The 24,291-nt window shown below is 50.3% G+C and carries 22 protein-coding genes; all 22 read left to right on the top strand.

Annotation, left to right across the window (positions count from 1 at the left end; genetic code table 11):
* The first annotated feature begins 9 nt into the window (after positions 1-9).
* The 22 genes from EKD02_RS10760 (at position 10) to EKD02_RS10655 (ending at position 23,899) form a co-directional block, all read left to right on the top strand.
* Positions 10-1,896 (top strand): N-acetylneuraminate synthase family protein, encoded by a 1,887-nt coding sequence (locus EKD02_RS10760; RefSeq protein WP_126385050.1) that lies wholly within the window; start codon positions 10-12, stop codon positions 1,894-1,896.
* The gene (locus EKD02_RS10755) at positions 1,893-2,462 is read left to right on the top strand and encodes a D-sedoheptulose-7-phosphate isomerase (protein ID WP_126385048.1); all 570 of its coding nucleotides are present in this window, start codon (positions 1,893-1,895) and stop codon (positions 2,460-2,462) included. The genes EKD02_RS10760 and EKD02_RS10755 overlap by 4 nt, the downstream gene beginning before the upstream one ends.
* 218 nt (positions 2,463-2,680) lie before the next feature.
* Complete coding sequence (locus EKD02_RS10750; protein WP_500681129.1) at positions 2,681-3,307, top strand: class I SAM-dependent methyltransferase; 627 nt, start codon at positions 2,681-2,683, stop codon at positions 3,305-3,307.
* Between the two features lie 25 nt (positions 3,308-3,332).
* Positions 3,333-4,064: an acylneuraminate cytidylyltransferase family protein gene (locus EKD02_RS10745; RefSeq protein WP_126385046.1), complete on the top strand. Its 732-nt coding sequence runs from the start codon at positions 3,333-3,335 to the stop codon at positions 4,062-4,064.
* Positions 4,065-4,214: 150 nt separating this feature from the next.
* Positions 4,215-5,450, top strand: coding sequence for an aspartate aminotransferase family protein (locus EKD02_RS10740; protein ID WP_244924431.1), 1,236 nt, complete (start codon positions 4,215-4,217; stop codon positions 5,448-5,450).
* Positions 5,447-5,884: a VOC family protein gene (locus tag EKD02_RS10735; protein ID WP_126385042.1), complete on the top strand. Its 438-nt coding sequence runs from the start codon at positions 5,447-5,449 to the stop codon at positions 5,882-5,884. Before EKD02_RS10740 ends, EKD02_RS10735 begins: the two co-directional genes overlap by 4 nt.
* A 23-nt stretch (positions 5,885-5,907) precedes the next feature.
* Positions 5,908-6,873 (top strand): class I SAM-dependent methyltransferase, encoded by a 966-nt coding sequence (locus EKD02_RS10730; RefSeq protein WP_126385040.1) that lies wholly within the window; start codon positions 5,908-5,910, stop codon positions 6,871-6,873.
* Positions 6,866-7,711 carry a sugar phosphate isomerase/epimerase family protein gene (locus EKD02_RS10725; protein ID WP_221762986.1) on the top strand — a complete coding sequence of 282 codons (846 nt, stop codon included), beginning with the start codon at positions 6,866-6,868 and terminating at the stop codon, positions 7,709-7,711. The genes EKD02_RS10730 and EKD02_RS10725 overlap by 8 nt, the downstream gene beginning before the upstream one ends.
* Positions 7,711-8,469, top strand: coding sequence for an SDR family NAD(P)-dependent oxidoreductase (locus tag EKD02_RS10720; RefSeq protein ID WP_126385038.1), 759 nt, complete (start codon positions 7,711-7,713; stop codon positions 8,467-8,469). The genes EKD02_RS10725 and EKD02_RS10720 overlap by 1 nt, the downstream gene beginning before the upstream one ends.
* A 24-nt stretch (positions 8,470-8,493) precedes the next feature.
* The gene (locus EKD02_RS10715) at positions 8,494-9,330 is read left to right on the top strand and encodes an SDR family oxidoreductase (protein ID WP_126385036.1); all 837 of its coding nucleotides are present in this window, start codon (positions 8,494-8,496) and stop codon (positions 9,328-9,330) included.
* Positions 9,327-11,105, top strand: a complete 1,779-nt coding sequence (locus tag EKD02_RS10710; protein WP_185805729.1) for an LIC12162 family transferase — start codon at positions 9,327-9,329, stop codon at positions 11,103-11,105. The genes EKD02_RS10715 and EKD02_RS10710 overlap by 4 nt, the downstream gene beginning before the upstream one ends.
* A gap of 67 nt (positions 11,106-11,172) precedes the next feature.
* Positions 11,173-13,971: an FAD-binding and (Fe-S)-binding domain-containing protein gene (locus tag EKD02_RS10705; RefSeq protein WP_126385032.1), complete on the top strand. Its 2,799-nt coding sequence runs from the start codon at positions 11,173-11,175 to the stop codon at positions 13,969-13,971.
* Positions 13,972-14,136: 165 nt separating this feature from the next.
* Complete coding sequence (locus EKD02_RS10700; protein ID WP_126385030.1) at positions 14,137-15,351, top strand: AAA family ATPase; 1,215 nt, start codon at positions 14,137-14,139, stop codon at positions 15,349-15,351.
* Positions 15,348-15,854 carry a hypothetical protein gene (locus EKD02_RS10695; protein WP_126385028.1) on the top strand — a complete coding sequence of 169 codons (507 nt, stop codon included), beginning with the start codon at positions 15,348-15,350 and terminating at the stop codon, positions 15,852-15,854. The genes EKD02_RS10700 and EKD02_RS10695 overlap by 4 nt, the downstream gene beginning before the upstream one ends.
* A gap of 99 nt (positions 15,855-15,953) precedes the next feature.
* Complete coding sequence (locus EKD02_RS10690) at positions 15,954-16,937, top strand: phosphoglycerate dehydrogenase (RefSeq protein ID WP_126385026.1); 984 nt, start codon at positions 15,954-15,956, stop codon at positions 16,935-16,937.
* A gap of 1 nt (position 16,938) precedes the next feature.
* Positions 16,939-17,808 (top strand): NAD-dependent epimerase/dehydratase family protein, encoded by an 870-nt coding sequence (locus EKD02_RS10685; protein ID WP_126385024.1) that lies wholly within the window; start codon positions 16,939-16,941, stop codon positions 17,806-17,808.
* Positions 17,801-18,658, top strand: coding sequence for an FkbM family methyltransferase (locus tag EKD02_RS10680; RefSeq protein WP_221762985.1), 858 nt, complete (start codon positions 17,801-17,803; stop codon positions 18,656-18,658). Before EKD02_RS10685 ends, EKD02_RS10680 begins: the two co-directional genes overlap by 8 nt.
* Before the next feature lie 2 nt (positions 18,659-18,660).
* A complete protein-coding gene (locus EKD02_RS10675) occupies positions 18,661-19,296 on the top strand; it encodes an HAD family hydrolase (protein WP_185805727.1) in 636 nt (211 codons plus the stop codon).
* A gap of 17 nt (positions 19,297-19,313) precedes the next feature.
* Positions 19,314-20,453: a radical SAM/SPASM domain-containing protein gene (locus EKD02_RS10670; RefSeq protein ID WP_126385020.1), complete on the top strand. Its 1,140-nt coding sequence runs from the start codon at positions 19,314-19,316 to the stop codon at positions 20,451-20,453.
* Entirely contained in the window at positions 20,404-21,189 is a 786-nt protein-coding gene (locus EKD02_RS10665) for an acylneuraminate cytidylyltransferase family protein (protein ID WP_221762984.1), read from the top strand. Before EKD02_RS10670 ends, EKD02_RS10665 begins: the two co-directional genes overlap by 50 nt.
* A gap of 6 nt (positions 21,190-21,195) precedes the next feature.
* Positions 21,196-21,909 carry an SDR family NAD(P)-dependent oxidoreductase gene (locus EKD02_RS10660; RefSeq protein WP_126385018.1) on the top strand — a complete coding sequence of 238 codons (714 nt, stop codon included), beginning with the start codon at positions 21,196-21,198 and terminating at the stop codon, positions 21,907-21,909.
* Between the two features lie 112 nt (positions 21,910-22,021).
* A complete protein-coding gene (locus tag EKD02_RS10655; RefSeq protein ID WP_126385015.1) occupies positions 22,022-23,899 on the top strand; it encodes a TIGR04326 family surface carbohydrate biosynthesis protein in 1,878 nt (625 codons plus the stop codon).
* Positions 23,900-24,291: the final 392 nt, after the last annotated feature.

Genomic DNA, 24,291 nt, shown 5'->3' with positions numbered 1-24,291 from the left:
AAGAAGTACATGAGAATCAGTGATTTTACGATAGGTGCTGGGCGTGTGTTTGTTATCGCCGAGGTGGGGAACAACCACAATGGCAGTCTCGAGCGGGCCATCGAGATGGTCGATCTCGTTGCCGGCACCGGAGCCGACTGTGTCAAGTTCCAGATGCGGACCCTCGACGAGGTATACCGGCAGCGGACGCTTCGCAAGGATGGGGAGGACCTTTCGACAGAATATATTCTCGATCTCTTGGAGCGCTTTGAGCTGTCCATAGAGGAGCATAAAAAGCTTTTCGACTACTGTCGCACCAAGGGGATCCTCTATCTCTGCACTCCATGGGACAAGAAAAGTGTGGATGTCCTTGAGTTGTTCGGGGTCGAGGGGTACAAGGTGGCTTCGGCCGACCTGACGAATCTCCCCTTGCTTGACCGGCTCGCAGAAACCGGGAGGCCCCTGATTCTTTCTGCCGGCATGAGTACTCTTGATGAAGTGCGACAGAGCGTCGGGTTCCTTGGTTCCAGGCATGCAGACTTTGCCCTCCTCCATTGCAACAGCACCTATCCTGCACCGTTTCATGACATCCAGCTCAAATGGATGGATCGTTTGCGCGAACTCCACCCTATTGTCGGGTATTCAGGGCACGAGCGGGGCATTGCCGTCTCTCTTGCTGCAGTCGGGATGGGCGCTTCGATCATCGAGCGGCATTTCACGCTTGACCGGAAGATGGAGGGTCCGGATCATGCCGCAAGTCTGGAGTTCGGGGAGTTCAGGGCGCTGGTGCAGGGGATTCGCGAAATCGAAGAGGCGCTCGGCGAGGGAAAAGAGCGCAAACTCTCCCAGGGCGAGATGATCAATAGAGAAAACCTCGGCAAAAGCCTGGTGGCCTCGATGTCTCTGGCCAAGGGAACGGCTCTGGAGGCAAGGCATATCATCGTCCGCAGTCCGGGGCAGGGCCTGTCTCCCCAGAAGTACGACCTCCTGATCGGCAAGGTTCTCAGGCGGGATATGGCAATCGAAGATTTTTTCTACCCGTCGGATCTGGAGACCGAAACCGTTCAGCCCCGGCAGTATCGGTTCAGCCATCCCTGGGGGATCCCTGTGCGGTATCATGACTTCCGGGAGTATCATGATCGGATAAAGCCGGACTTCTTCGAGTTCCATCTCTCATACTCGGATATGGAGCTCGACCCTTCAAAGTTCCTTCGTGGGTCGTATGATTGCGGCTTTGTGGTGCATGCTCCGGAACTGTTCGCCGGCAGCCGTTTGATGGATCTGGCCACTCCGGACAAGGACTACCGCGATCATTCGATTCAGGAGACGCAGCGGGTCATCGACATAACGCGTGCGTTGAAAGCGTTCTTCCCCAATACCGACCGACCGCAGATTGTTGCTAACATTGGCGGGTTTACCATGGATGCGCCTCTGGCTCCAGACCAGATCTTAAGTTATTACGAGCAGTTCGCTGAATCGCTTGCCCAACTGAACATGGACGGCGTGGAACTGATCCCCCAAACGATGGCTCCCTTCCCATGGCATTTCGGCGGACAGCGTTATCAGAACCTCTTCGTCAAGAGTGAAGAGATTGTCGCGTGGTGTGAAAAGCTCAATTTGCGCATGTGTTTCGATGTTTCCCATAGCGCACTCGCTTGCAATCACTTGGGGGTAGACTTTTATGACTTTGCCGCAAGTATAGCTCCCTACACCGCGCATCTGCACCTTGGTGATGCCGAAGGGGTGAATGGAGAGGGGCTCCAAATCGGAGAGGGCGGGATTGATTTCAAGAGGCTTGGCGAGATTCTCAACCAAGGGTGCCCCAATGCGACGTTCATTCCGGAAATCTGGCAGGGGCATAAGAATGGCGGAGAGGGTTTCTGGATTGCTCTTGAACGGCTGGAAGGGTTGCTATGAGATCACTCATCAAGAGCCGTATTCAGGAGTCGATCGAGGCCAAGCAGGCAATTCTGGGCGATGACACCCTGCTTGCTTACATCCACCGGCTTGCTGAAGCTATGCTGGTGACGCTGAAGAGGGGTGGGAAGATCATTTTCGCCGGAAACGGCGGCAGTTTTGCCGATGCGCAGCATCTTGCTGCTGAATTCACATCTCGGTTCACGAAAGAACGGAATCCGCTGCCTGCGCTCGTTCTGGGGGCGAACAGTTCTTCGATGAGTGCTATTGGTAACGATTACGGGTACAGCCAGGTGTTTGCCCGGGAACTTGCATGCTTGGCAAGACCTGAAGATCTGTTCTTGGCGATATCGACAAGCGGGAACAGCGACAACATCATCAGGGCAGTGGATATTGCGAACGAGAAGGGTCTGGATGTATGGGCCCTGACAGGCGAAGCCGGTGGAAGACTTTCTGGAATGTGCCAATGCATCATGGTGCCCTCCACCGATACCGGAAGAATTCAGGAGTGCCATATCATGATCGGGCATATTGTCTGTGAGTTGGTAGAAAAAAATCAATGTTGAGAGTATGAGTTGCTATTTGTGTGGGTCTGAGGAGTACAAAACCAGAAAAGGAATTGTTAGAGATTCTCCGCATATCAGGATATTGGAGTGTGAGGGTTGTGGACTCGTTTATCTGGATAGCTTCGAGCATATCGTGCCCGATTTTTATACGAATAGCCGTATGGTCGGCGCAGAGTTTCCCTCAGTTGATTATTGGCTGAAAGTAACGGCTGTAGACGATGAGCGGCGCTTTAAGATGTTCAGTTCATTGTTGCCAAATAAACGAGTTATGGATTTTGGTTGCGGGGGGGGGGGGCTTAAATATGGCCAGCAGTCTTGCCTCAATGGTTGTTGGTGTTGATGCAGAAAAAGCGACTGCTGAACACTGGGGAACAGTGGTTTACGGTGAGATAGATGCTGTGAAGGAGTGTGATTTTGATTTGATTACCGCATTCCATGTCATAGAGCATTTGCCAGATCCTGTTGGCGTGTTGGAGCAACTTGGCCAGAAGTTGGCAAAGAGTGGCCGGTTGATTATTGAGGTCCCTAGCGCGGAAGATGCTTTGCTGTCATTATATGATTCTGAAGCTTTTCAGAGGTTTACGTATTGGAGTCAACACCTTTATTTGTTTAATTGTAATAATTTGAGGGTTTTGGCGGAAAAGGCCGGGTTTCGGGTTGTTGCGATTTCGCAATTTCAGCGTTACCCACTGTCTAATCATTTGTATTGGTTGAGCAAGGGGGAGGCCGGGGGCCATCAAAAGTGGTCCTTTTTGGATAATCCTCTGTTGGCGGCAGCTTATTCTAAAGCCTTGTCAGATATCGGTAAGTGCGATACGCTCATAGCTCATCTTGAGCTTGAATAGGAAAAATCAAAAAACTCAACCATCAATGTCCAAGGTAATAGCACTCATCCCTGCTCGTTCCGGTTCAAAAGGTGTGCGGGACAAAAATATCAGATCGTTGGGCGGGCATCCATTGGTCGAGTGGTCGATAGCAGCCAGCAATAAATGCCGATTGATTGATCGGGTTATTGTTTCTACCGATTCTCGGGAATATGCGGATCTCTGTATCGGTTTTGGAGCTGAGGTACCTTTTCTTCGTCCTGCTGGCCTTTCCGGTGATCGGTCAACGGATTATGAGTTCGTTCTCCATGCGTTGGATTGGCTTGCGCTCAATGGTGGAGAGCCGGAATTTGTCGTCCACATAAGACCTACTACACCGTTTCGGTCGGCGGAATTAATCGATGAGGCTATTGAGGCGTTTCGACTTTCGAAAAATGCTACGGCTTTGCGCTCAGTTCATGAAATGTCGGAGTCTGCATATAAGACCTTCGAGGTCGCTGACGGCGGGGTATTGAAGAGGGTCGGTTCTGACAGTACGGCCCTTGATGCAGCCAACAGTGCCCGTCAACAGTTCCCATCGACATACAGCGCCAACGGTTATGTTGATGTTCTTTCAGTCGACTTCATCAGGCGCAGCCAGTTGCTGCATGGTGATAGGGTGATGCCGTTTATGACTCCCGTAGTTGCGGAAGTAGATACCGCAGATGATTTTGCTTTCCTTGAGTATCAATTGACGCGTGATCCCTCTCTTGAGTCTCGGATTTTCGATAAAATTTAATTTTCCTCCCAAATGGCTGGTTATGCTTTCTCTCGTACGCCTGTGACGGTGCCGTTAGTCAGTACGGGGCACAGATCTATACAGACCCCTATTCCGGCTCCGGGGACCAAAGAAATTCTGGATCGACTTGATGCTGTCGAGTCTCGTTCCATGCATGGGCAGTTGCCTCTGGTATGGGACCGGGCCGTAGATTTCAATGTGTTTGATAAAGCCGGAAACAAGTGGATTGATTTCACCTCTACCATTTTTGTCGCTAACGTAGGGCATTCAAATCCTCGGGTGGTTTCGGCATTGAAGGCAGAGCTTGATCATCCCCTGTTCAGTTGCTATGCATATGGGAGTGAGGTGAGGGCATCATACCATGAAAAGCTGGTTTCGTTTGCCGGGAGCCCTTTTGAAAAAGCGTTTTTGTTGTCTGCCGGAACGGAGGCAACCGAGGCCGTGCTGAAGCTTATGCGGATGTATGGGCAGGTAAAAGGCAAACGTCGGCGTGGCATCGTTTGTATAGAGGGAAACTGGCATGGTCGTACCCTGGGGGCTCAGATGATGAGCAGTAATCTGGCACAGCGTGATTGGATCGGATATCAGGATCAGGATATACATCATATCCCGTTCCCTTATCCATGGGTACTCGACGGCAACTCTCCTGAAGATTTTCTGGCCGAGTCGCTCTCCCGCCTGTCTGAAAAAGGGGTTGATGTCTCTCAGGATATTTGTGGTTTTATGCTTGAGACTTTTCAGGGTTGGGGTGCTGTATTCTATCCGAACGCGTATGTGCAGGCCATTGAGCGCGTTTGCAAGGAGAATGGCATACTGTTGGCCTTTGACGAGATGCAGGCCGGGTTCGGACGCACGGGCAAGGCATTCGGTTTTCAACATTATGAGGTCACCCCGGATTTGATCGCCTGCGGAAAGGGGATGGGCGGTGGCGTTCCCTTGTCTGGTGTGTTAGGGAGGGCCGAAATAATGGATTTGCCAGAGATAGGCAACATGAGCAGCACGCATTCGGCCAATCCTTTGGTTTGCGCAGCCGGTCTGGCTGTCCTTGAAGAACTGGAGGATCGAAAGCTGATTGAGGAGACCTCTCGCAAAGGGGCGATTTTGTTCGACGGTTTGCACCGGCTCAAAGAGCAGTTTCCTGAACATGTGTCGTGGATATTGGGCAGGGGCTTGATCGCTTCCGTATTGTTTCATTCACCAAGCGGCGAGCCGGATGCATTGTTTACAAGCCGTGTGGCAGAGCGTTGCATGCAGAAGGGTCTGCTGGTTGTCCATACCGGACGTGAATCAATAAAAATAGGCCCACCGCTGACCATTTCCGATGACGCACTGCTTGAAGCGATTGATGTATTAGGTGAAGCGATTACAGAGGTAGACGCAGCATGATTACCGCCATTCGACATGTTGGCCTCGTTGTGTCAGATTTGCCAGCAGCCTTGCACTTTTGGTGTGATATACTTGGCTTCAGTGTTGTAAAGCAGGTTGACGAGTTTGGCCCTCATCTTGATGCCATTTTAGGTCTTAAGGATGTAAGGCTGACAACCGCAAAACTGGCTGCACCGGATGGCAATGTTATTGAGCTGCTCCAGTATCATACTCATCCAGACAATACCTCTTGGCAGGGACAACCATATTCCACAGGATTTACCCATATAGCAATGGCTGTAAAAGACCTTGATTTAGCTTATTCCACATTAAGTGCCGCAGGAGTGACGTTTAATGCTCCACCTCAATTAACTCCCGATGGATATGCGAAAGTGACATATTGCAAGGGACCCGAAGGTGTTTTACTCGAGTTAGTGGAAGTTTTAAATGCGTAAAATATCTTTTTAAGAGATGTCATATGAATAAAAATTCAGGTTCAGCAAGTTGTCCATTGTGTAACGCAAAGAGCAATAAAATTTTAACTGATCAATTAAGGCGAGGGGCCGGAATTGTTTACTATTGTGTTGACTGTCAGCATGGCTTTTTAGTGCCTGATGAGAAATTAGATGCAAAAAGTTATTATGCTGAAGGTTATCGACAGGAATATTCTCATAATGCTGTTGTCGCGGCGACAAATGCGAGAGAAATATTTGATGTATACAGTCTTTATCAGCGTGATAGGTTGAAGGCGGTAACTCCTTATCTTTCAAAAAACAAAAAGTTGTTGGAGGTAGGCGCTTCATCTGGGCAGTTTCTTGCTAATGTGTTGGATCAAGTTTGTGTAGCAAATGCCATTGAACTAGATAAGGCCTGTTGTTGGTTTATGCAAAAAGAGCTTGGTATTAAAGCAAGTAGTGAGTTTTTACGCGATTCTGTTTTTAGAGAAGAAATATATGATATTGTCTGCTCTTTTCAGGTTTTAGAGCATGTGAGTGATCCGGTTTCTTTTCTATGTGATTTAGGAAAGTCTACAAAAAATGGTGGATATATTTTTGTGGAAGTCCCAAATTTAGCCGATCCACTGTTATCTGTTTGGGGTATTAGTTCATATGATAAATTTTTTTATCATTCAGCTCATCTGCATTATTTTACCGAAGTATCTCTTCGGAAAGTTGCTTTATCAGCGGGATTCGCCCTTAAGGATATCGAGATATCTTTTACTCAAGACTATAATCTATTGAATCATCTCAACTGGATTGTTAATGATTCGCCTCAAAAAACATGTCATGTGGGTCTTAGTGAAATACATCTTAATGGTCTAAATAAAGAAATATCGAATTGGCTGAATTCGTCAATAAATAAATTAAATACTGAATATATTGACAGACTTATTGCAGCAAAGGCTACTTCTAATATGATGATGGTGCTCCATAACAATGGATAATATTGGTTTTATGCAGGGTCGGCTATCTCCTCTTGTTGATGGTCGTATTCAGTCTTTTCCCTGGAGTAATTGGCGGGAGGAATTTGTGCTTGCCGAAGGGATCAATATAAACATGATGGAATGGACGCTCGATCAAGAGCGTCTCTACGAGAACCCCTTGATGACAAGCGATGGTCAACGGGAGATTGACCGGTTATGCCAGCTGCATTCATTAAGTATCCCCTCTTTGACCGGTGACTGTTTTATGCAGGCTCCGTTCTGGAAGGCTTCGGGAAATGATCAGGCTGCTCTGCAAAAGGATTTCATTGCTGTTGCAGAGGCGTGTCATAGGTTTTGCATTGGCTCAATCGTAGTCCCGTTGGTTGATAATGGGCGACTGGAAAATCAGGACCAAGAGAATACCCTAGTTCGATTTCTGGAGCGGCATGCAGGACTGTTTTCTTCTCATGGGCTTACAGTGGTTTTTGAGTCTGATTTCAGCCCGGAGGAGTTGGCTCGCTTTATTACCCGGCTCGACCCGGCCCTCTTCGGTATCAATTATGACATCGGAAACAGTGCCGCTCTTGGCTTCAGCCCAGATGAGGAGTTCGCTGCGTATGGCCATAGGGTTATGAATGTTCACGTGAAGGATCGGATTCTTGGCGGGGGAACAGTTCCATTGGGCGAGGGGGCGGCGGATTTCGACGCAGTGTTCAGGCAGTTGGCCCGTATCGGTTATGAAGGCAATTTTATCCTGCAGACCGCGCGTGCTGACGATGAGGATCATCTTTCGCCGCTGGTCGAGTATCGGGAGATGACTGTTGCCTGGGCATCAAAATCTGGATTGCTTCTGGCATAATGCACCTTAAGCTGCATGATAAGGTTGCGCTGGTTACCGGCTCCTCAAGAGGAATCGGCAAGGCGATTGCCAAGGCTCTGCATGCCGAAGGGTGTCGGGTTGCATTGAATGGAAGGCATGCTGATGCATTGGACGGTGTGGTAGACGAACTCGAAGGTTCGATAGCGGTGGCCGGCGATGTTACCGACAGCAGTGTGGCCCGGCGGATCGTTGCGGATGTGGTGGGGCAATTCGGTCGATTGGATATTCTCGTGTGTAATGTCGGCGGCGGCCAGTCAGTCGCCCCCGGGGAAGAGCATCCTGATGAATGGCAGCGGGTGTTTGCATTGAATCTCTGGAGTGCCACGAATATGGTCGAGGCGGCTCGAGATGCTTTGGCCGCCACTCATGGTGCGATTGTATGTATATCTTCGATTTGCGGACTGGAGGTAATGCCGGGAGCTCCGGTTACCTATTCGGCAGCCAAAGCCGCCCTGCACGCCTATATAAGCGGAATCGCCCGCCCGTTAGGGAAACTGGGAGTGCGCATCAACGGAGTGGCCCCGGGTAACATTCTGTTTGATGGCTCCGTGTGGGAAAGAAAGTTGCGGCAGGACGAGAAGGCCGTTGCGGAAGTGCTGGATGCCGATGTCTCGCTTTCGAGGCTTGGAACACCCGACGAGATTGCATCGGTCGTGGCCTTTCTGGCCTCCTCTCAGGCGGCATTCGTTACCGGCAGCGTCTGGACGGTTGACGGCGGGCAGGTTCACTCATCATAATCTGTAGATATTGGTATCGTACTCATGACGAGGCAAAACAAATTCGATGTAACCGGCAAGACGGCACTGATTACAGGTGCAGCGGGTCTTCTTGGGGTTGAGCATGCTGCTGCCCTTTTGAACAGCGGCGCCACAGTAGTGCTGACAGATGTGTCCGATCGTGCATTGGCCAGCGCTCGGGAGGCCTTGGCTTCAGAGTTTCCTGCAGAGAAGATTGTCGCATTGCAGATGGATGTATCGAGCCTTGATTCGATCCATTCGGCAGCAGCGTCGCTTACTGAACAAGGTATGCGGGTAGATATACTCGTTAATAATGCGGCAATTGATCCGAAAGTGAGTGGGGATAGGGGGGTTCTGGAAACATCCCGCCTTGAGCATTTTGCCCTTGAACAGTGGAACACCCAGATTGCGGTAGGCTTGACAGGGGCTTTTCTCTGCAGTCAGGTGTTCGGGACCAGAATGGCTGAAGACGGAAAAGGCGGGGTGATTCTCAATATCGCATCAGATCTTTCGGTGTTCTCCCCGGATCAGCGTCTATACAGAAAGGACGGGCTCACGCCTGACATGCAACCCGTCAAGCCGGTGACCTACTCCGTCATCAAAACAGGCCTGCTGGGATTGACCAAGTACCTCGCAACCTACTGGGCCGAAAGGGGCGTGCGTTGCAATGCCTTATCACCGGGAGGCGTCTATACGAATCAGGGAGATGAATTTGTTCAGCGCCTCACAAATCTGATCCCTATGGGCAGAATGGCCGCAAAGGACGAGTATCGTTCTGCCGTGCAGTTCCTGTGTTCGGATGCATCGGCGTATATGAACGGGCAGAACATTGTGATTGATGGCGGACGGAGTGCGTGGTGAAGCGTTTTCTTATTACAACTCCTATTGAAGAAACTTGGCCATCTGACAATGAGCCGGTCTTGTTTTTAGGTGAGTGGTGCAAGCTCTACAGGAGGAAAGAGAGATGGGAGCAACTTGGCACCAAGACCGCGAGTTATCATTGGGATGATCGGGTTAAGTTGGCGGGAGATTATAGGTATCTTCAAAAACTCCATGAGATACTTCTTCATGAGCTATCACAGCGCCTGAATCAATTGCATCAAGTTGACCATTCCGTTCGGTATTGGCGTATTGTCATTGGTCCGTGGCTGGGTTATTTCACCCAAATGCTCTTTGATCGGTGGTTTATGCTGCAGTTGGTCGTTGAGGGTGGTTTGGTAGGAACGTGTAAAATCGTTGACCGAGATGCCTTGTCGCTCATTCCCAATGATATGGGCGATTTCCATCAACTGTTTCCGAATGATGTATGGAATGAAGCCATATATGGGCAGTTACTAGAAAAGTATTGGTCTGATTCTATAGAGATCTCAAGAATAGACGGTTCGGACGAAAATCCATGTGCCGTTCTGCCTTACAATGGATGGAAGCAGAGTTTGAGGTCTGCCGCTATCGGGTTAATAAATTGGTCGAATTCAATAGTTACGCGAGAATCAGACTATTTCTTTATTTCCTCCTATCTCCCGGCGCAATTTGAGATTGCGTTGCAGTTTCGCCTGGGGCAACTCCCTCAGCTTTGGCGATCAAAATCGGTGCCGAAGGTAAAGCCGGAATTGTCATGGCGGGAGTGGAGGCTAAACGGTGGTAATAGTGGCGATACTGGTTTCGAGAGAGTGGTTCGAGAGATGATCCCGATGCATTTGCCGACGCTGTATCTTGAGGGCTATAAGCAACTTGTTGCATCAACGATTGAGACTTCCTGGCCCAAACAGCCAAAGGCTATTTTTACCAGTAATGCTTATTCTGCAGATGACTTTTTCAAAGTATGGGCTGCTGAAAAAGTTGAATCGGGAACTCCTCTTGTAATTGGTCAGCACGGCGGCAATTTCGGGATGACTCCGTTTGCATTTTATGAAGAACAGCAAATCAAGATTGCTGATAGATGGCTCTCATGGGGCTGGAGCGATACTGCTAGGCCAAATGTGAGGCCAGTTGGGAATCTAAAGGGGTTTGGTAGAACTGTTGGATATGACCCAAATGGTGGCGCATTGATGGTGGAGATGACAATGCCGCGCTATAGCTATCACCTCTACTCATCTCCTATTGCGGGTCAAACTCTTGATTATTTGGATGACCAATTTCAGTTCATCGAGGCACTTCCGTCAGGGTTACACAACCAAGTGATGGTGCGTTTGTATAAGAATGATTGTGGCTGGGATCAGAAGGATAGATGGCTTGATAAGTTTCCTGATATCCAGTTAGATGATGGGGTTAAGAATATCCGGCAATTGATACAGAAATGCAGGGTCTTCATTTCTACCTATAATGCAACGACATACTTGGAGTCGATGTGCTGGAATATTCCGACGATCTTCTTCTGGAATCCACATCACTGGGAGCTGAAAGACGATGCGACGCTGTATTTTGATCAGCTGAAATCAGTAGGGATTTTCCATGAAACCCCTGACGGCGCTGCTCGGCAGATGAAATTGGTTTGGGACGATGTATCTGGATGGTGGGAGAGTCCAGAGGTTCAGACAGCGCGGCGTTTGTTTTGTGAAAGGTTTGCTCATATCCCAGATGAACCGATAAAGGAGATGCTTCACGCAATGGAAAATTCTCATCACGGTATAGCATGAAGGTTTAGTGGGACAAGATAGCAGTTCCGGGGTCTTGGACTCTTTTCTTTATTCCTCTGATGCGAGCATGTATCAGTTCCTGCCAGAGGAGATCGTGTTTCCGACTGATCGGCAAGAGCTGTTGAATGTTATTTGCCAAACGCAGAAGGCATCGTCACCTGTCATACCCCGTGGCGGTGGCACGAGCCTCGTCGGCCAGTCGATTGGCGCAGGTACGGTTGTGGATTGTTCCCGGTATCTGAATCGTGTGCTTGAGCTCAATATTGATGAGGGCTGGGTGCGTGTTGAGTCAGGTATTGTCTGCGGTGAGCTCAACAGGTATCTCAAGCCATACGGGTACTGTTTCGCTCCCGACCCTGCTACCCTGAATCGTGCTACAATAGGGGGGATGATAGCCAACAATGCGTCGGGTATGCGTTCCGTGAGCTATGGCATGACCATTGACCACGTGATGGCTCTTGAAGTTGCTCTGCCTACTGGAGAAGTGCTTGATCTCTCTCCTCTCGATACCGCTCAACTTACCCTTAAATGTTCTCAGTCTGACCGTGGGGGTCAGATATACCGAGGTATCATCGATATCCTCCGTGTTCATGCAACCAACATCAGGGAGAGGTATCCGAAAGTACTGCGCCGCTCGGGCGGGTATGCCCTTGATGCTCTTCTTGATGCCCAGCCGTTTAACCTTGCAAAGTTGATCTCTGGCAGTGAGGGGACTCTTGGTTTCATTCTCAGTGCGAAATTGAAGCTGACCCCTCTTTCTGCGTGTAGTGCCCTTTGTCTGGCGCATTTCGATTCGGTTGATGCCGCATTGCGTGCTGTGCCGCTTATTGTCGGTATGCACCCATCTGCGGTCGAGTTGCTTGACGGTATTGTGCTGCGTCAGGCGCGTAAGCATCCCTCTACAAAGGAAGTTTGTTCTCTCCTGCATGGCAATCCCGAGGCGGTGCTCGTTATTGAGGTTCAGGGCGAAGAACAGAGCGGGGTGGCTGTCCATATCGGCACCATCGCCGGTGCTCTCGCCGACCGGTCGTATGCATGTCCGCTCATGCTTGCACCTCCGGAGATCAAGGCTGTCTGGCAGATGCGGTCCAGTGCACTGGGCTTGATGACAACGGTAGATGGGCCGCGCAAGCCGGTGCCGTATATCGAGGATGCGGCAGTACCTCTTGAGCATCTTGCCGATTATGTTGCCGAGGTTGCCGCTGTATGCAAAAAACATCACCAGCCGGTTGCCCTGTTTGGTCATGCAAGCGTCGGGTTATTGCATATCCGTCCGTTGCACGACCTGCATCGTGAGGAAGAGATCGCCAGCATGAAGGAGATTCAGGAGGAGGTGTTTCAGCTCGTACTGAAGTATGGAGGCTCCTGGAGTGGCGAGCATGGTGATGGCATTGTGCGGGGAGGGTTCAATCGGCGGTTCTTCGGTGATGAACTCTATGAGGCATTCAGGGAAGTCAAGAGGCTGTTCGATCCCGAGTGGCGGATGAACCCCGGCAAGGTGATCGATACGCCGCCGATGGAGGACAATCTCCGGTATGGGTCGAAGTACATGCCGATTGCAGTTGAAACGATGTTTCATTATCGCAAGGAGGGCGGGATGTTGGCGGCAGCCGAGCAGTGCACCGGGGTGGGAGAGTGCAGGAAGACCTTTTCCGGTGTGATGTGTCCGTCCTATATGATGACGAGAGATGAAATGCACAGCACACGGGGGCGGGCCAATACGCTCCGTTTGGTGCTCAGTGGGCAGCTGGGTATCCACAAGCTGGCAAGTGAAGAGCTGGCGATGGTGATGGAGCTGTGCCTGAGCTGCAAGGGGTGCAAGGGGGAGTGCCCCAACAGTGTGGATATGGCGAAGCTGAAGTCGGAAGTACTCCATCACATTCATAAAAGGAACGGCGTTTCCCTCCGTACTCGTGTCTTTGGCGATGTTGCCCGGATGTCAAGATTTGCTATAGGCGCACAGGCTGGTATGCTCAACAGGGTAATGGGTCATTCTGCTGTACGAACGCTGGGAAAGAACTTATTGGGGTTGGATGCAGACCGAAGCCTGCCGGCCTTTGCCGATGCTAGCCTCAGTTCCTGGTACTTGAAAAGGGATCGAGAAACGGGGATGCCTGAACAGGATGGCAAGGAAGGGACCGCGGTCGTGCTCTTCAATGACACCTACACAGAATACTTCCAGCCGGAAGTCGGCAGGGCGGCGATTATGGTGCTGGAACACGCGGGGTACCGGGTGTTTCTGGCTACTTTTGGTGACAGCCAGCGTACGGCGATATCGCAGGGACTGCTCGACAAGGCGAAAAAGGACGGTACGAGACTGTTTCAGCAACTCGACCGGTTCGCTTCACCTTTTCCGATTATTGTCTGTGAGCCGAGTTGTGCCTCAGCGTTAAAGGATGATCTTCCTGACTTGCTGGATGATGCTGAACTTGCAAACCGCGTTGCGGGGCGTGTCGTGACAATCGATCAGTTCCTGGAGGAGCAGCTGGTCGCGGGGAGTTGCCGATTGGTGTTTCCTGAAGAGGGCGACGATGTGCCGGTCCGGCGCATTCTTGTCCATACCCATTGCCACCAGCATAGCCTTGGCGGAGGAGCATGGACCCATCGGTTGCTTGCCCGTATACCTGGCTCAATAGTCGAGGACACGGAGGCTGGTTGTTGCGGTATGGCTGGCTCCTTTGGTTATGAAGCTGAACATGCCCAGTTGTCAAGGGAAATCGCAGCGCAGCGTTTGTTGCCCCGTTTGGCAGAAGCCGGAGAGGATACGGTTGTCGTTGCCAACGGGTTTTCCTGCAGGCATCAGATTGGTGAACTGACGGATCGGAAACCGGTTCATGCTGTGGAACTTATCCGGGATTGCCTTTGATGCCTTGGAATGAAAAAGTTTGTATGTTGTTCAGATGCATCAGCATTTCTGCCTGGATACAGGATAACGCTATTGTGATTGGCTGGCATGATAATGGCTGGAACATTTGGTGTTTGCGCCGGAATCTAATGGAGCGGACTGCCCTCATGAATAGACAGGAACCGTATGCGACTTGAGCGTCTTGAAATAGAGAATTTTCGTTCTATTGACCGGTTGGTTCTCGATGTTGGCCGTAGGCTGACATTGCTGGTTGGCAACAATGGCGCAGGCAAAACGAGTGTTTTGGATGCTATGGCGACCGGATTCGGAGCAGCATTGACTTACTTGCCGGAGGTTGCCGGTCGCTCTTTGAGCAAAAAGGATATCCGGCAGAAGGATAATCGAATTGCTCCCTATGTACGGATAGCAATGAGCACCGTTTCCGGCGTAAAGTGGGACCGCATCCTGCGACGGGATCAGATGCGCTCTACCGCTCTTGAGGTTCCGAAACCCATAGGCGTTCGCGAACTTGAGCGTACGCTTGAGCAGGATGTGGTGTTGCCGCTTGATGAAGGAAAGGATGTTGAGCTGCCGGTGATTGCATATTATGGCGTTAGCCGTGCTTTGCTCGAGGTTCCATTGCGGCGTAGGGGCTTTCCTCGACAGTATTCCAGGTTTGAGGCTTTGTCAGGAGCATTGCAGGCCGATAGCCGATTCAAGTCGGCATTCATGTGGTTCTACAATAAGGAGAATGAGGAGCATCGTCTGCAGAAGGACCGAAAAAGCTTTGAGGTTACCTTGCCGGAGCTTGATGCGGTTCGTGAGGCCATCTCCCGGATGATCCCTGATGTTTCTGAACCCCATATAGCATTGAACCCATTGCGGTTTGCTGTACGCAGGGGGGCTGATGCACTGGACATCATGCAGTTGAGCGACGGATATAAAACGTTGCTGGGCTTGGTGATTGATTTGAGTGTGCGTATGGCGCAGGCCAACCCTCATCGTGCAAATCCATTGGATGCAGAGGCGGTTGTGTTGATTGATGAGATTGACCTTCATCTTCACCCTTCATGGCAGCAACATGTAGTGGGGGATTTGCTTCGCACCTTCACGAACACCCAGTTCGTGCTGACGACGCATAGCCCCTTTATTGTCGAGTCCATCAATAACCTGATGAAGCGCCATCGCGTTACCTCGTTGCCTATGGATGAAGAGATCGAACGGTTGTTCCCGCTTGATCCTGCTGATTGCAGGTCGTACCTGATGACGGAATCGGATGGAGCTCTTTCGATGCTTGATGAAGAACGGGGACTTTGTCAGGATCACTTTCTCGATTACTTCAATGAGTTGAGCCAGACCTATGATGCCATGCGCGATCTCGAATGGGAGCATCGTCAATGATTGATGTGGGGCGCTTTGCTGGCTGTGTATGTCAAAAAATGCGATCCCAGAACGCTGAGCTTGGGTTGTGCGACGGGGAGTTTGGGTTCAGTGAAAAAGGCAAGAAAGTTCGGCTGGAGTTGAGGGGAGATGAAGAGGGTGTGGCTTTGATGCTTGATGGATGCGTTTTTACGGATGATGGCCTGCGTCGGTGCGACGGGCTGTTTCTTTTTCAAAAGCGGGGAAAGAAAGCCGCCATCCTGATTGAGCTGAAAGGCGCATGGCATATCGAAGAGGCGTTTGCTCAGTTGGCATATGTCCGCCACCAACGAGCCGAATATGCTGAGATCGTCGGCGTACTGGAGCGGAGTGGTTCTGGAAAAGTCGAGCACTTCGCTTATATCGTCAGTAATGGAACAATGGATAAGCCGCAGAAAGAACGCATGGAAGAGGCGCATGGGATAAGGGTAAAGGAGATCCTGTCCTGTGATTCAAGTTCTACGATCCCGAGTATACGGTTATGAGTCAAATTCTCCTTACCCTTACCCAGTCTCTTGATCAAGCCGGATTCGATAGCATTAATGATTATTGGGGCTTTGTATAAGGCGCTTATTACTTAGAAAATGTCAAAAGTTCTCATTACCACCGTTCCCTTCGGGGATAAAAACCGGTTGCCCCTCGAGTTGCTTGAGAGTGCCGGCATCGAGTATCTGATCAACCCGCTCGGCAGGAAGCTGAAAGAGGATGAGCTGGCCGGGATGGTCGGGGACTTCGATGTCCTTGTGGCTGGTACGGAACCGATTACCGCCAGGGTCATGGAACATGCCCGGAACCTGAAGCTGATTTCCCGTGTGGGTATCGGACTCGACAGTGTTGACCTGCTTGAGGCAGAGAGGCGCGGGATACAGGTGAGCTATACCCCCGATGCACCGGCCCCGGCTGTTGCGGAGCTGACCATTGGTTTAATGCTGTCACTCTTGCGGAACGTGCACGCTGCGAACCTGCAGATGCACAAGGGAGAGTGGTGCCGCCATTTCGGCAGGAGGATTCCGGAAGTGACCATCGGCATTATTGGAACGGGACGGATAGGCGGCAGGGTGCTACGGCGGCTCTCGGCATTTGGTTCGCCACGTGTCCTCGTCAATGACCTCTATCCTGACCAGAAAGTGACAACCGAACTGAAACTTGAATGGGTGGGTAAAGAGACGATCTACCGAGAAGCTGATCTCATCAGCCTTCATGTGCCGCTTACCGCGCATACCAAGAATATGGTGCGAAAGGAGCATCTCTTAATGATGAAGTCTGACGCATTGGTGATCAATACATCCCGCGGCGGGATTATCAACGAACAGGACCTTGCTGAAGTATTGCTGGGAGGGCATCTTGGCGGCGCTGCGATTGATGTTTTCGAGCATGAGCCTTATAGCGGGAAACTTGCCGGGATAGACCGTTGCCTGTTGACCTGCCACATGGGGTCGATGTCCGTCGACTGCAGGACGAGGATGGAGATTGAGGCGACCGAGGAGGCTGTGCGTTATTTTACGGGCAGGTCATTGCAGGGGCTTGTGCCGAAAGAGGAATATGATGTCCAGAGGGAGGGCCTGTGATATGAAGAAAGCTGTTGTTGTGGGGGGGAGCGGGTTCATTGGTTCGCATGTCGCTGATCATTTGAGCGATTCGGGCTATCGGGTCAGGGTGTATGACCGTTTTCCTTCCCAATGGATCAGGCAGGATCAGGAGATGGTTGTGGGAGATATCCTTGACGAATCATTGCTTCAAGAGGCGATTGTAGGCGCAGAAGCGGTCTACAATTTTGCGGCACTTGCGGACTTGAATAAAGCATTGGATGAACCACTGAAGACCATCGAGGTCAACATCCTTGGCAATGCCAACGTAATGGATGCGTGCCGAGTGCATGGGGTAAAGCGGTTCGTGTATGCCAGTACGGTGTATGTCAACAGTCGGGAAGGGGGGTTTTACCGCTGCAGCAAGCAGGCTTCCGAGCGCTATGTGGAGGAGTACAACAGGGCATACGGGTTACCGTACACCATACTCCGGTATGGATCGCTTTATGGCCCACGGGCGGATGAGTCGAATGGACTTTACAGGATTGTCAAGTCTGCGGTGGAAGAGGGCGTAGTTCGCTATGAAGGGCATCCTGAGGCAATGAGGGAGTATATTCATGTAGAAGATGCAGCGAAGGCAAGTGTCGTTGCACTCGGTGAAGGCTTTGAGAATGAGAGCGTCGTGCTGACCGGTCAGGAGCCGATGCGGGTGATGGATCTGCTGAAGATGCTGGCAGAGATTCTAGGTTTGTCGGAAGAGGGTGTAGAGTTCAGCGACGGGGAGCCTGCCGGGCACTATGTTCGGACACCCTATGCGTATCAGCCGAAACTTGGGAGAAAGTATATCCCTCCGATGCATGTGGATCTGGGGCAGGGGTTGCTGCAGTTGATTGAATCAATAAAAAATGATTGACACCATGATGCATAGCTTGAAGGAAGTTGTGAAAAGTGTAATCCGTTCCGCTGCCACGGGCCTTTCTGGGTCAAAGATCGGTAGATTTTTTTTGGATGAAGTTGTGACTGATGCCATGCAGCGGACACACAATGTGCGTCATGGGGGAGTAAGCCTGGATTTCACGGTTCCCAATATGCTTAACCATTTCAGGGCAGAAACCTTCAGCACAAAGGAGCCCGAAACCCTTGAGTGGATTGAAGCCCTTCCCGAGGGTTCGGTGTTATGGGATATCGGGGCCAATGTCGGACTTTATTCATGCTATGCGGCCAAAAAACGGCATTGCAGGGTTTACGCTTTTGAGCCTTCTGTTTTCAATCTTGAATTACTGGCAAGGAATATCCATATCAACAGGCTTGTTGACTACGTGACCATCGTTCCTCTTCCGCTCTCCGATGGTGTACGGGAAAGTACCCTGAATATGACGAGTACTGATTGGGGTGGGGCGCTGTCAAGCTTTGGTGAACTCTATGGAGATGATGGCAAGATGATGAAGAAGGTGTTTGATTTCCAGACACTGGGTATCTCGATGGACGCCGTTGTCGAAATGTTGGGAATTCCCCTTCCGATGAATATCAAGATGGATGTTGACGGAATTGAGCACTTGATTCTTAAGAGTGGGAAAAATATACTCCAACAGGTCCAGAGTGTAATCATTGAGGTTAATGAGGATTTTGCTGAACAAGACGCAAAGGTGAGTCAGCATCTCTCTGATGCTGGATTGCAGCTGATCGATAAAAAGCATTCCGCGATGTTTGAGGGTAGTGCGCGATTCGGTCGGAGTTATAACCAAATCTGGCGGCGTCATTGAGCTTGTCTGTCCTGAGTAATGCCGGGGTTATCTTCTGGGACTTCGACGGGGTCATCAAGGAGTCTCTTGAAATCAAAGGCGAGGCATTTGCGGAGGTGTTTGCTCCTTTTGGAGCAGATACTGCTGGTCGGGTGCGAGAGCATCACAAAGCCAATGGCGGAGTATCGAGATATGAAAAAATTCCCCTCTATTTATCGTGGGCTGGAGTTCAGCCTGTCGGCTCGCTTGTTGAAAGCTATTGTGCCCGTTTCAGTGCCGTAGCCATGGAACGAGTCATCCGCTCTCCTTGGGTTCCCGGTGTGGAGGCTTGGTTGAAAAACAATCCGTTCAATCAGCACTTCTTTTTACTTTCGGCAACGCCGCATACGGAGCTGTTGGAGATTGTTCGGGCACTTGATCTGGACTCGTCATTTCTTGAGATTCACGGCGCCCCTATGGGCAAGGCTGATGCCATTAGATCGATCATAGAACGATACGGATACCGGCCGGAGGAGTGTTTGATGATTGGTGATTCAAAAGGAGATCAACTGGCGGCAGAGAAGAATAGTATCACCTTTCTTTTGAGGCGGCACTCGTTGAATGAAGTCGCATTCAGGAGTTATGAAGGGTGTTCTGTTGCCGATTTTTCCGAGGGATAAACATTGACCCGGCTTGAATGATGAGTGTACACGGTATGTATGATAAGGCCAATAGTATTCTTGATATTCGTGGCGCAACCGCTGACAAAATGCAGGTGTTGTCGCGGATTGAAGGGCTCAGGGCGGAAATAGATCAATTGCAGGAAACTGATCCTGCGAAGAGAGCATTTCGCGACTTGTTCATCGGCAGCTCGGATTCCGGAGCTCGCTTTGCTCTGCGTGACCACGTCATCGAGGAAATCGGCCGTATCAGCGATGACGAGGTGATTCGCTATTTGCGTTATCGCTATGCCTACGAGGTCTTTCCCGCCGACAAGGTGGTGCGTAAGTATCCACCGCTTGTCCAGATCGAGCCCTCGTCGATCTGTAATTATCGGTGCGTGTTCTGCTATCAGGCGGACAGTCGGCTGTCGGATAAAAGGCATGGCCATATGGGTGTGATGCCCATTGAGCTTTTTCGGGAGATAATCGATGAGATTGAGGGTGAGGTCGAGGCAATCAGCCTGGCCTCCCGCGGCGAGCCGACGGTCAACAAGCAATTGCCCGAAATGCTCGCCTATGTTTCAGGGAAATTTCTTGCCACGAAAGTGAATACAAATGCGTATTTGCTTGACCAGAAGATGGCGCGCGCTATCTTGGATGCTGATATACAGACCCTTGTTTTTTCGGCAGATGCCGCAACGGAACCACTCTACAGCAAGCTCCGGGTCAACGGCAATCTGGAGCGGGTTATGCAGAATATCGAGCGGTTCAATGACATCAAGGAGAGGGAGTATCCTCATTCACGCTTGATCACCAGGGTTTCAGGGGTTAGGTTCAGCGACGAGCAGAGCCTTGATGAGATGGAGGAGCACTGGAAGAACTTCGTTGACCAAGTGACCTTTGTTGATTATAACCCGTGGGGAAATGTCTACGAGGCTGAAAAAAAGGGGATAGATGAGCCCTGCTCCGACTTGTGGCGCAGGTTGTTTGTCTGGTGGGATGGAAGAGTGGCGCCATGCGATGTGGATTATCTGACGACATTGAGCGAGGAGAAGTTTCCGTCATCTTCCATTTCCGAGATATGGAATGGAGAGATGTACCAGTCCTTGCGTGAAAGGCATATGAATGGTGAACGGCAGCAGTTGGAGCCGTGTTCGCGATGTGTGGTGGTTTAATTCAGAGCATACAGATATGATTTGTTCGTTGATTCTTGGGCGAAAAGGCAGTGTGGGTTTTCCTGGAAAAAATCTTTATAACATCAATGGTCACCCCCTTGCTTGGTACCCGATGACGGCTGCAATGGGGACTCCCGAGATTGATCGTCATTTCATCTCGACCGATGATCTGCAGTTGATGGAATTGGGCGCTGGAATAGGATTCGAGGTGATTGAGCGGCCCGCCTATCTGGCATCTGCAGAGGCGCTTGGCGAGGATGCCTACAAGCATGGATATGAAGTGATTGTTGAGCGTATTGGCGAGGAGCCCGAGCTTCTTGTGTTACTGTTTTGCAACGCACCGACAGTCAATTCTGCGTTATTGCGTCAAGGGATTGATGCGTTGCGTGCGAACCCGGATGCTGATTCAGCCGTTACCGTAAGCAGGTATAATATGTTTAGTCCAACTAGGGCTCGGCGTGTTAATGAACAAGGTTATCTGCAACCGTACATACCCTTCCAGCATCATCCTAATGCTGATGGCATAAACTGTGATAGGGATAGTCAGGGTGATGTGTGGTTTGCTGATGTCGCTATGAGTGTCATTCGTCCGAAAAATCTAGAGAATCTGGATGACGGGTTGCTCCCACAAAAGTGGATGGGCAGGAAAATCCTTCCTATTGTCAATGAGGCGGGGCTTGATTTGGATTACGAATGGCAGATTGGTCAGGCTAAATGGTGGATAGAAAACAAGTAGTAGTATATGAAAGTGTTGGTTACCGGGGCAAGTTCTGATATCGGGCTTGAAGTCTGTAAGCGGTATCTCGCTGAAGGGTATGAGGTGCTGGCTCATTACAGGACAATTCGGGATGAACTCATTGACCTTTCAGAAAAGAACAAGTCCGCTTTTAGATTGACCGCGTGTGATTTTTCTGAGGGGGTAGTTTTTGATAACTGGTTGAAACAAAATCGAGAGTTTTTGACAAGCTGTGATGTTTTTGTTCATTGTGCTGCTACTTTACAGGCCAAGCCGTACTTGGATGTTACTGCCGATGATCTCCTATATCATTTCAGGGTAAATGTTGTGTCGGGAGCCATCTTGATGCGTGAGCTTGGCGTAGCAATGGCTGAACGTGGCTGGGGAAGAATTGTTATGCTTGGCAGTATAGGTGTGAAGTTTGGTGGAGGAAAAGAAAGTTACCCGTATTCACTGAGCAAGCATGCGCTTGAGTTCATCCCTGGTATTTGGCGGGAGTGGGCAACTCGGGATGTTCTTGTTAATACATTGAGAATAGGGGTGACGGATACAAGGATTCATTCGCATGAATCGCAAAAAAATATTGATCAAAGAACTGCTATGATTCCCATGAAGCGAGCCGCAACGCCGGTTGAAATGGCTCACAGTATTTATTATTATGGTTCCGATTGGAATACATTCACTACGGGGCAGGTGATATCGGTTGCAGGTGGAGAGTGATGGATTCCGTTCAAACGGTTTTTTTATCGTATGAGACGCAGGATTTGGATACAGTAGAGGATTTCCAGAAGGTGGAAGCGATAATGACTGAAGTGGTTTGATTTGAGTATCGTTGAAAGATAATGTGCTTTATATCTGGGACGCTGAAGGTGCCCCTCAACAACCAATTGGTCGGCTTGTTCTGTGGCGAAGTTATGGCGAGGATTCATGCCCAGAAGCCATCTCGATTCCCCAATGGATTGAAGAGAACGCCGACTCTCTTCGTGCAAGGTACCTCGCATGGGTCTACGAACTCGGTCAGGTTAAGGTGCAAGGCCGGCGTCTTGTTGATTTTCTTGATATTCGGCCGGGATTCAGTTATTGGTGGATGGCGCCGATCGCTGAAAAGTGCAACTTCTCTAAATCTCCGCATATTACCGATGCTGTTCGGCTGATGGCATTGGGTGACTGGGCGGCAGGAACATCTTTCAGCGAAATTGTTCTTGTGAGTGAAAACCGCTCTCTATCGAAATGTTTGGCTTCATGGGCGTCTCATAAAGGCTGCAAGTTCAGGTGGAAGAAGATCCCTCCGAAACGCACGCAACACTCATTGTCCAAAAATATTTTTAAGTGGCTCCCCAATCCAGTACAGGGCATCCTATCGTTGACGAGATATCTCTTTCAGCGCTGGCCGCTGAAGGGGGCAGGTCTTTCAGAATGGCTTGGGGCGAAGGGCGAGATGACATTTATCTCCTATCTATTTAATCTTGATCCTGTTGGATTGGCTGAGGGTCGATATAAAAGCAGCTACTGGGCTCATTTGCCTGACAAGTTGAGTGAGGATGGGCAGGCGGTCAATTGGCTTCACCTCTATGTGATTGACAAGAATTTGCCGAGTGCCAGATTTGCCGGAGCTGCTATCCGATCATTCAACGGTAAATCGGAGAACGGACAGGTCCATGCTACCCTGGATTCATTTCTGGGCCTCGGTGTTGTCTTGCATGTGATTCTTGATTGGTTGAGACTGTGCCTCAAATGGCCGGGAGTGCGTGGCCTGCTCTCAAGCACGCCATTAGGTGAGTGCGATGTTTCTCCGTTGTTTGAGCAGGAGTGGCGCGCGTCCTTTTTAGGAACTACAGCTGTATTGAGTACCCTTTATCATAATATGATCGAGGCGGCGATTAATTCATTGCCAGTGCGGCAGCGGTGTGGCGTGTACTTGCAAGAAAATCAAGGATGGGAATCATCACTCCTTCAAATTTGGGGTGTGACGGGGAATGCATCCTTGATTGGTGTGCCGCATTCAACGGTTCGCTATTGGGATCTGCGGTATTTTTTCGACCCGCGTTCATATTCCCGCAAGCTCACGAATGAGTTGCCGATGCCTTATCGGGTAGCATGTAATGGGGATGCTGCCATCGGCGCTTATAAGCGGGGGGGATATCCGGTACATGAGCTGGTGAAAGTGGAGGCATTGCGTTACCTTTATCTTGCGGAGGCAAAGCCACGCAGTGTTCAAACTCATGGGTTCATGACTTCCGGGTTGCGCGTTCTTGTGATGGGGGACTATTTGCATTCCAATACCCATCTGCAGATGCGTCTTCTTGAAAAGGCATTTCCATTATTGCCAATCGGTACGCGTATCATTGTCAAGCCGCACCCCAATTGTCCGATTAACCCGGAGGACTATCCGGAGCTCAGCATGGAGCTGGTCGAAGGCTCGTTAGGGGAATTACTCGCAGAGTGTGACGTCGCATACTCCAGCGCGACCACATCGGCAGCGGTAGACGCTTATTGCATGTTAAAGCCGGTTGTGTCGGTGCTGGATCCATATGGTTTGAATCTCAGCCCTTTGCGGGGTTGTGCTGGGGCATTTTTTGCCAGTACACCTGATGAACTTGCCTCAAAATTGGTGTCAGCAACAAAGCTCCCGGTGCACTCATCTATTCGGAATGAATTCTTTTCGCTCGACCCGCAGTTGCCGAGATGGAAGACACTTCTCTGTAATTGAATGCAAGCATTGATGGTTACCCAAGCTCAGGCGCCGAAGCCAGCGGCACAGGATGGCATTGGGACAAATGGTTATATATATATTGATCAATTCATCCCCAACCCAAAGATTCTTCACCCGTGGACGGAAGAACGATTTGCGTCAAGCGCTCAAGTCCGGAGCCGGATGTGGGAATTCCGCTTGTTCGGACCTGCTCGGGGGCGAGGGGTAACTCTTGTCCCTACCTGAATTTTTAATAGATTGAGAGAAATCAAATGAAAAGTTTTAGAAAGCGTGTGTTGATCACAGGCGGTGCCGGCTTTTTGGGTTCGCATTCCCCGCGATTGTGAATTGATGTCGTGAAACACAAGGTTTCAATAGGCTATATTATTGGATGAATGGAGGGCCGCTGG

It is taken from the genome of Chlorobium phaeovibrioides (assembly GCF_003968655.1).
In the GTDB taxonomy this organism is placed as follows: domain Bacteria; phylum Bacteroidota; class Chlorobiia; order Chlorobiales; family Chlorobiaceae; genus Chlorobium; species Chlorobium phaeovibrioides.
The sequence above is the reverse complement of the archived record's forward strand: the minus strand, read 5'-3'. Positions and strand labels throughout refer to the sequence as shown.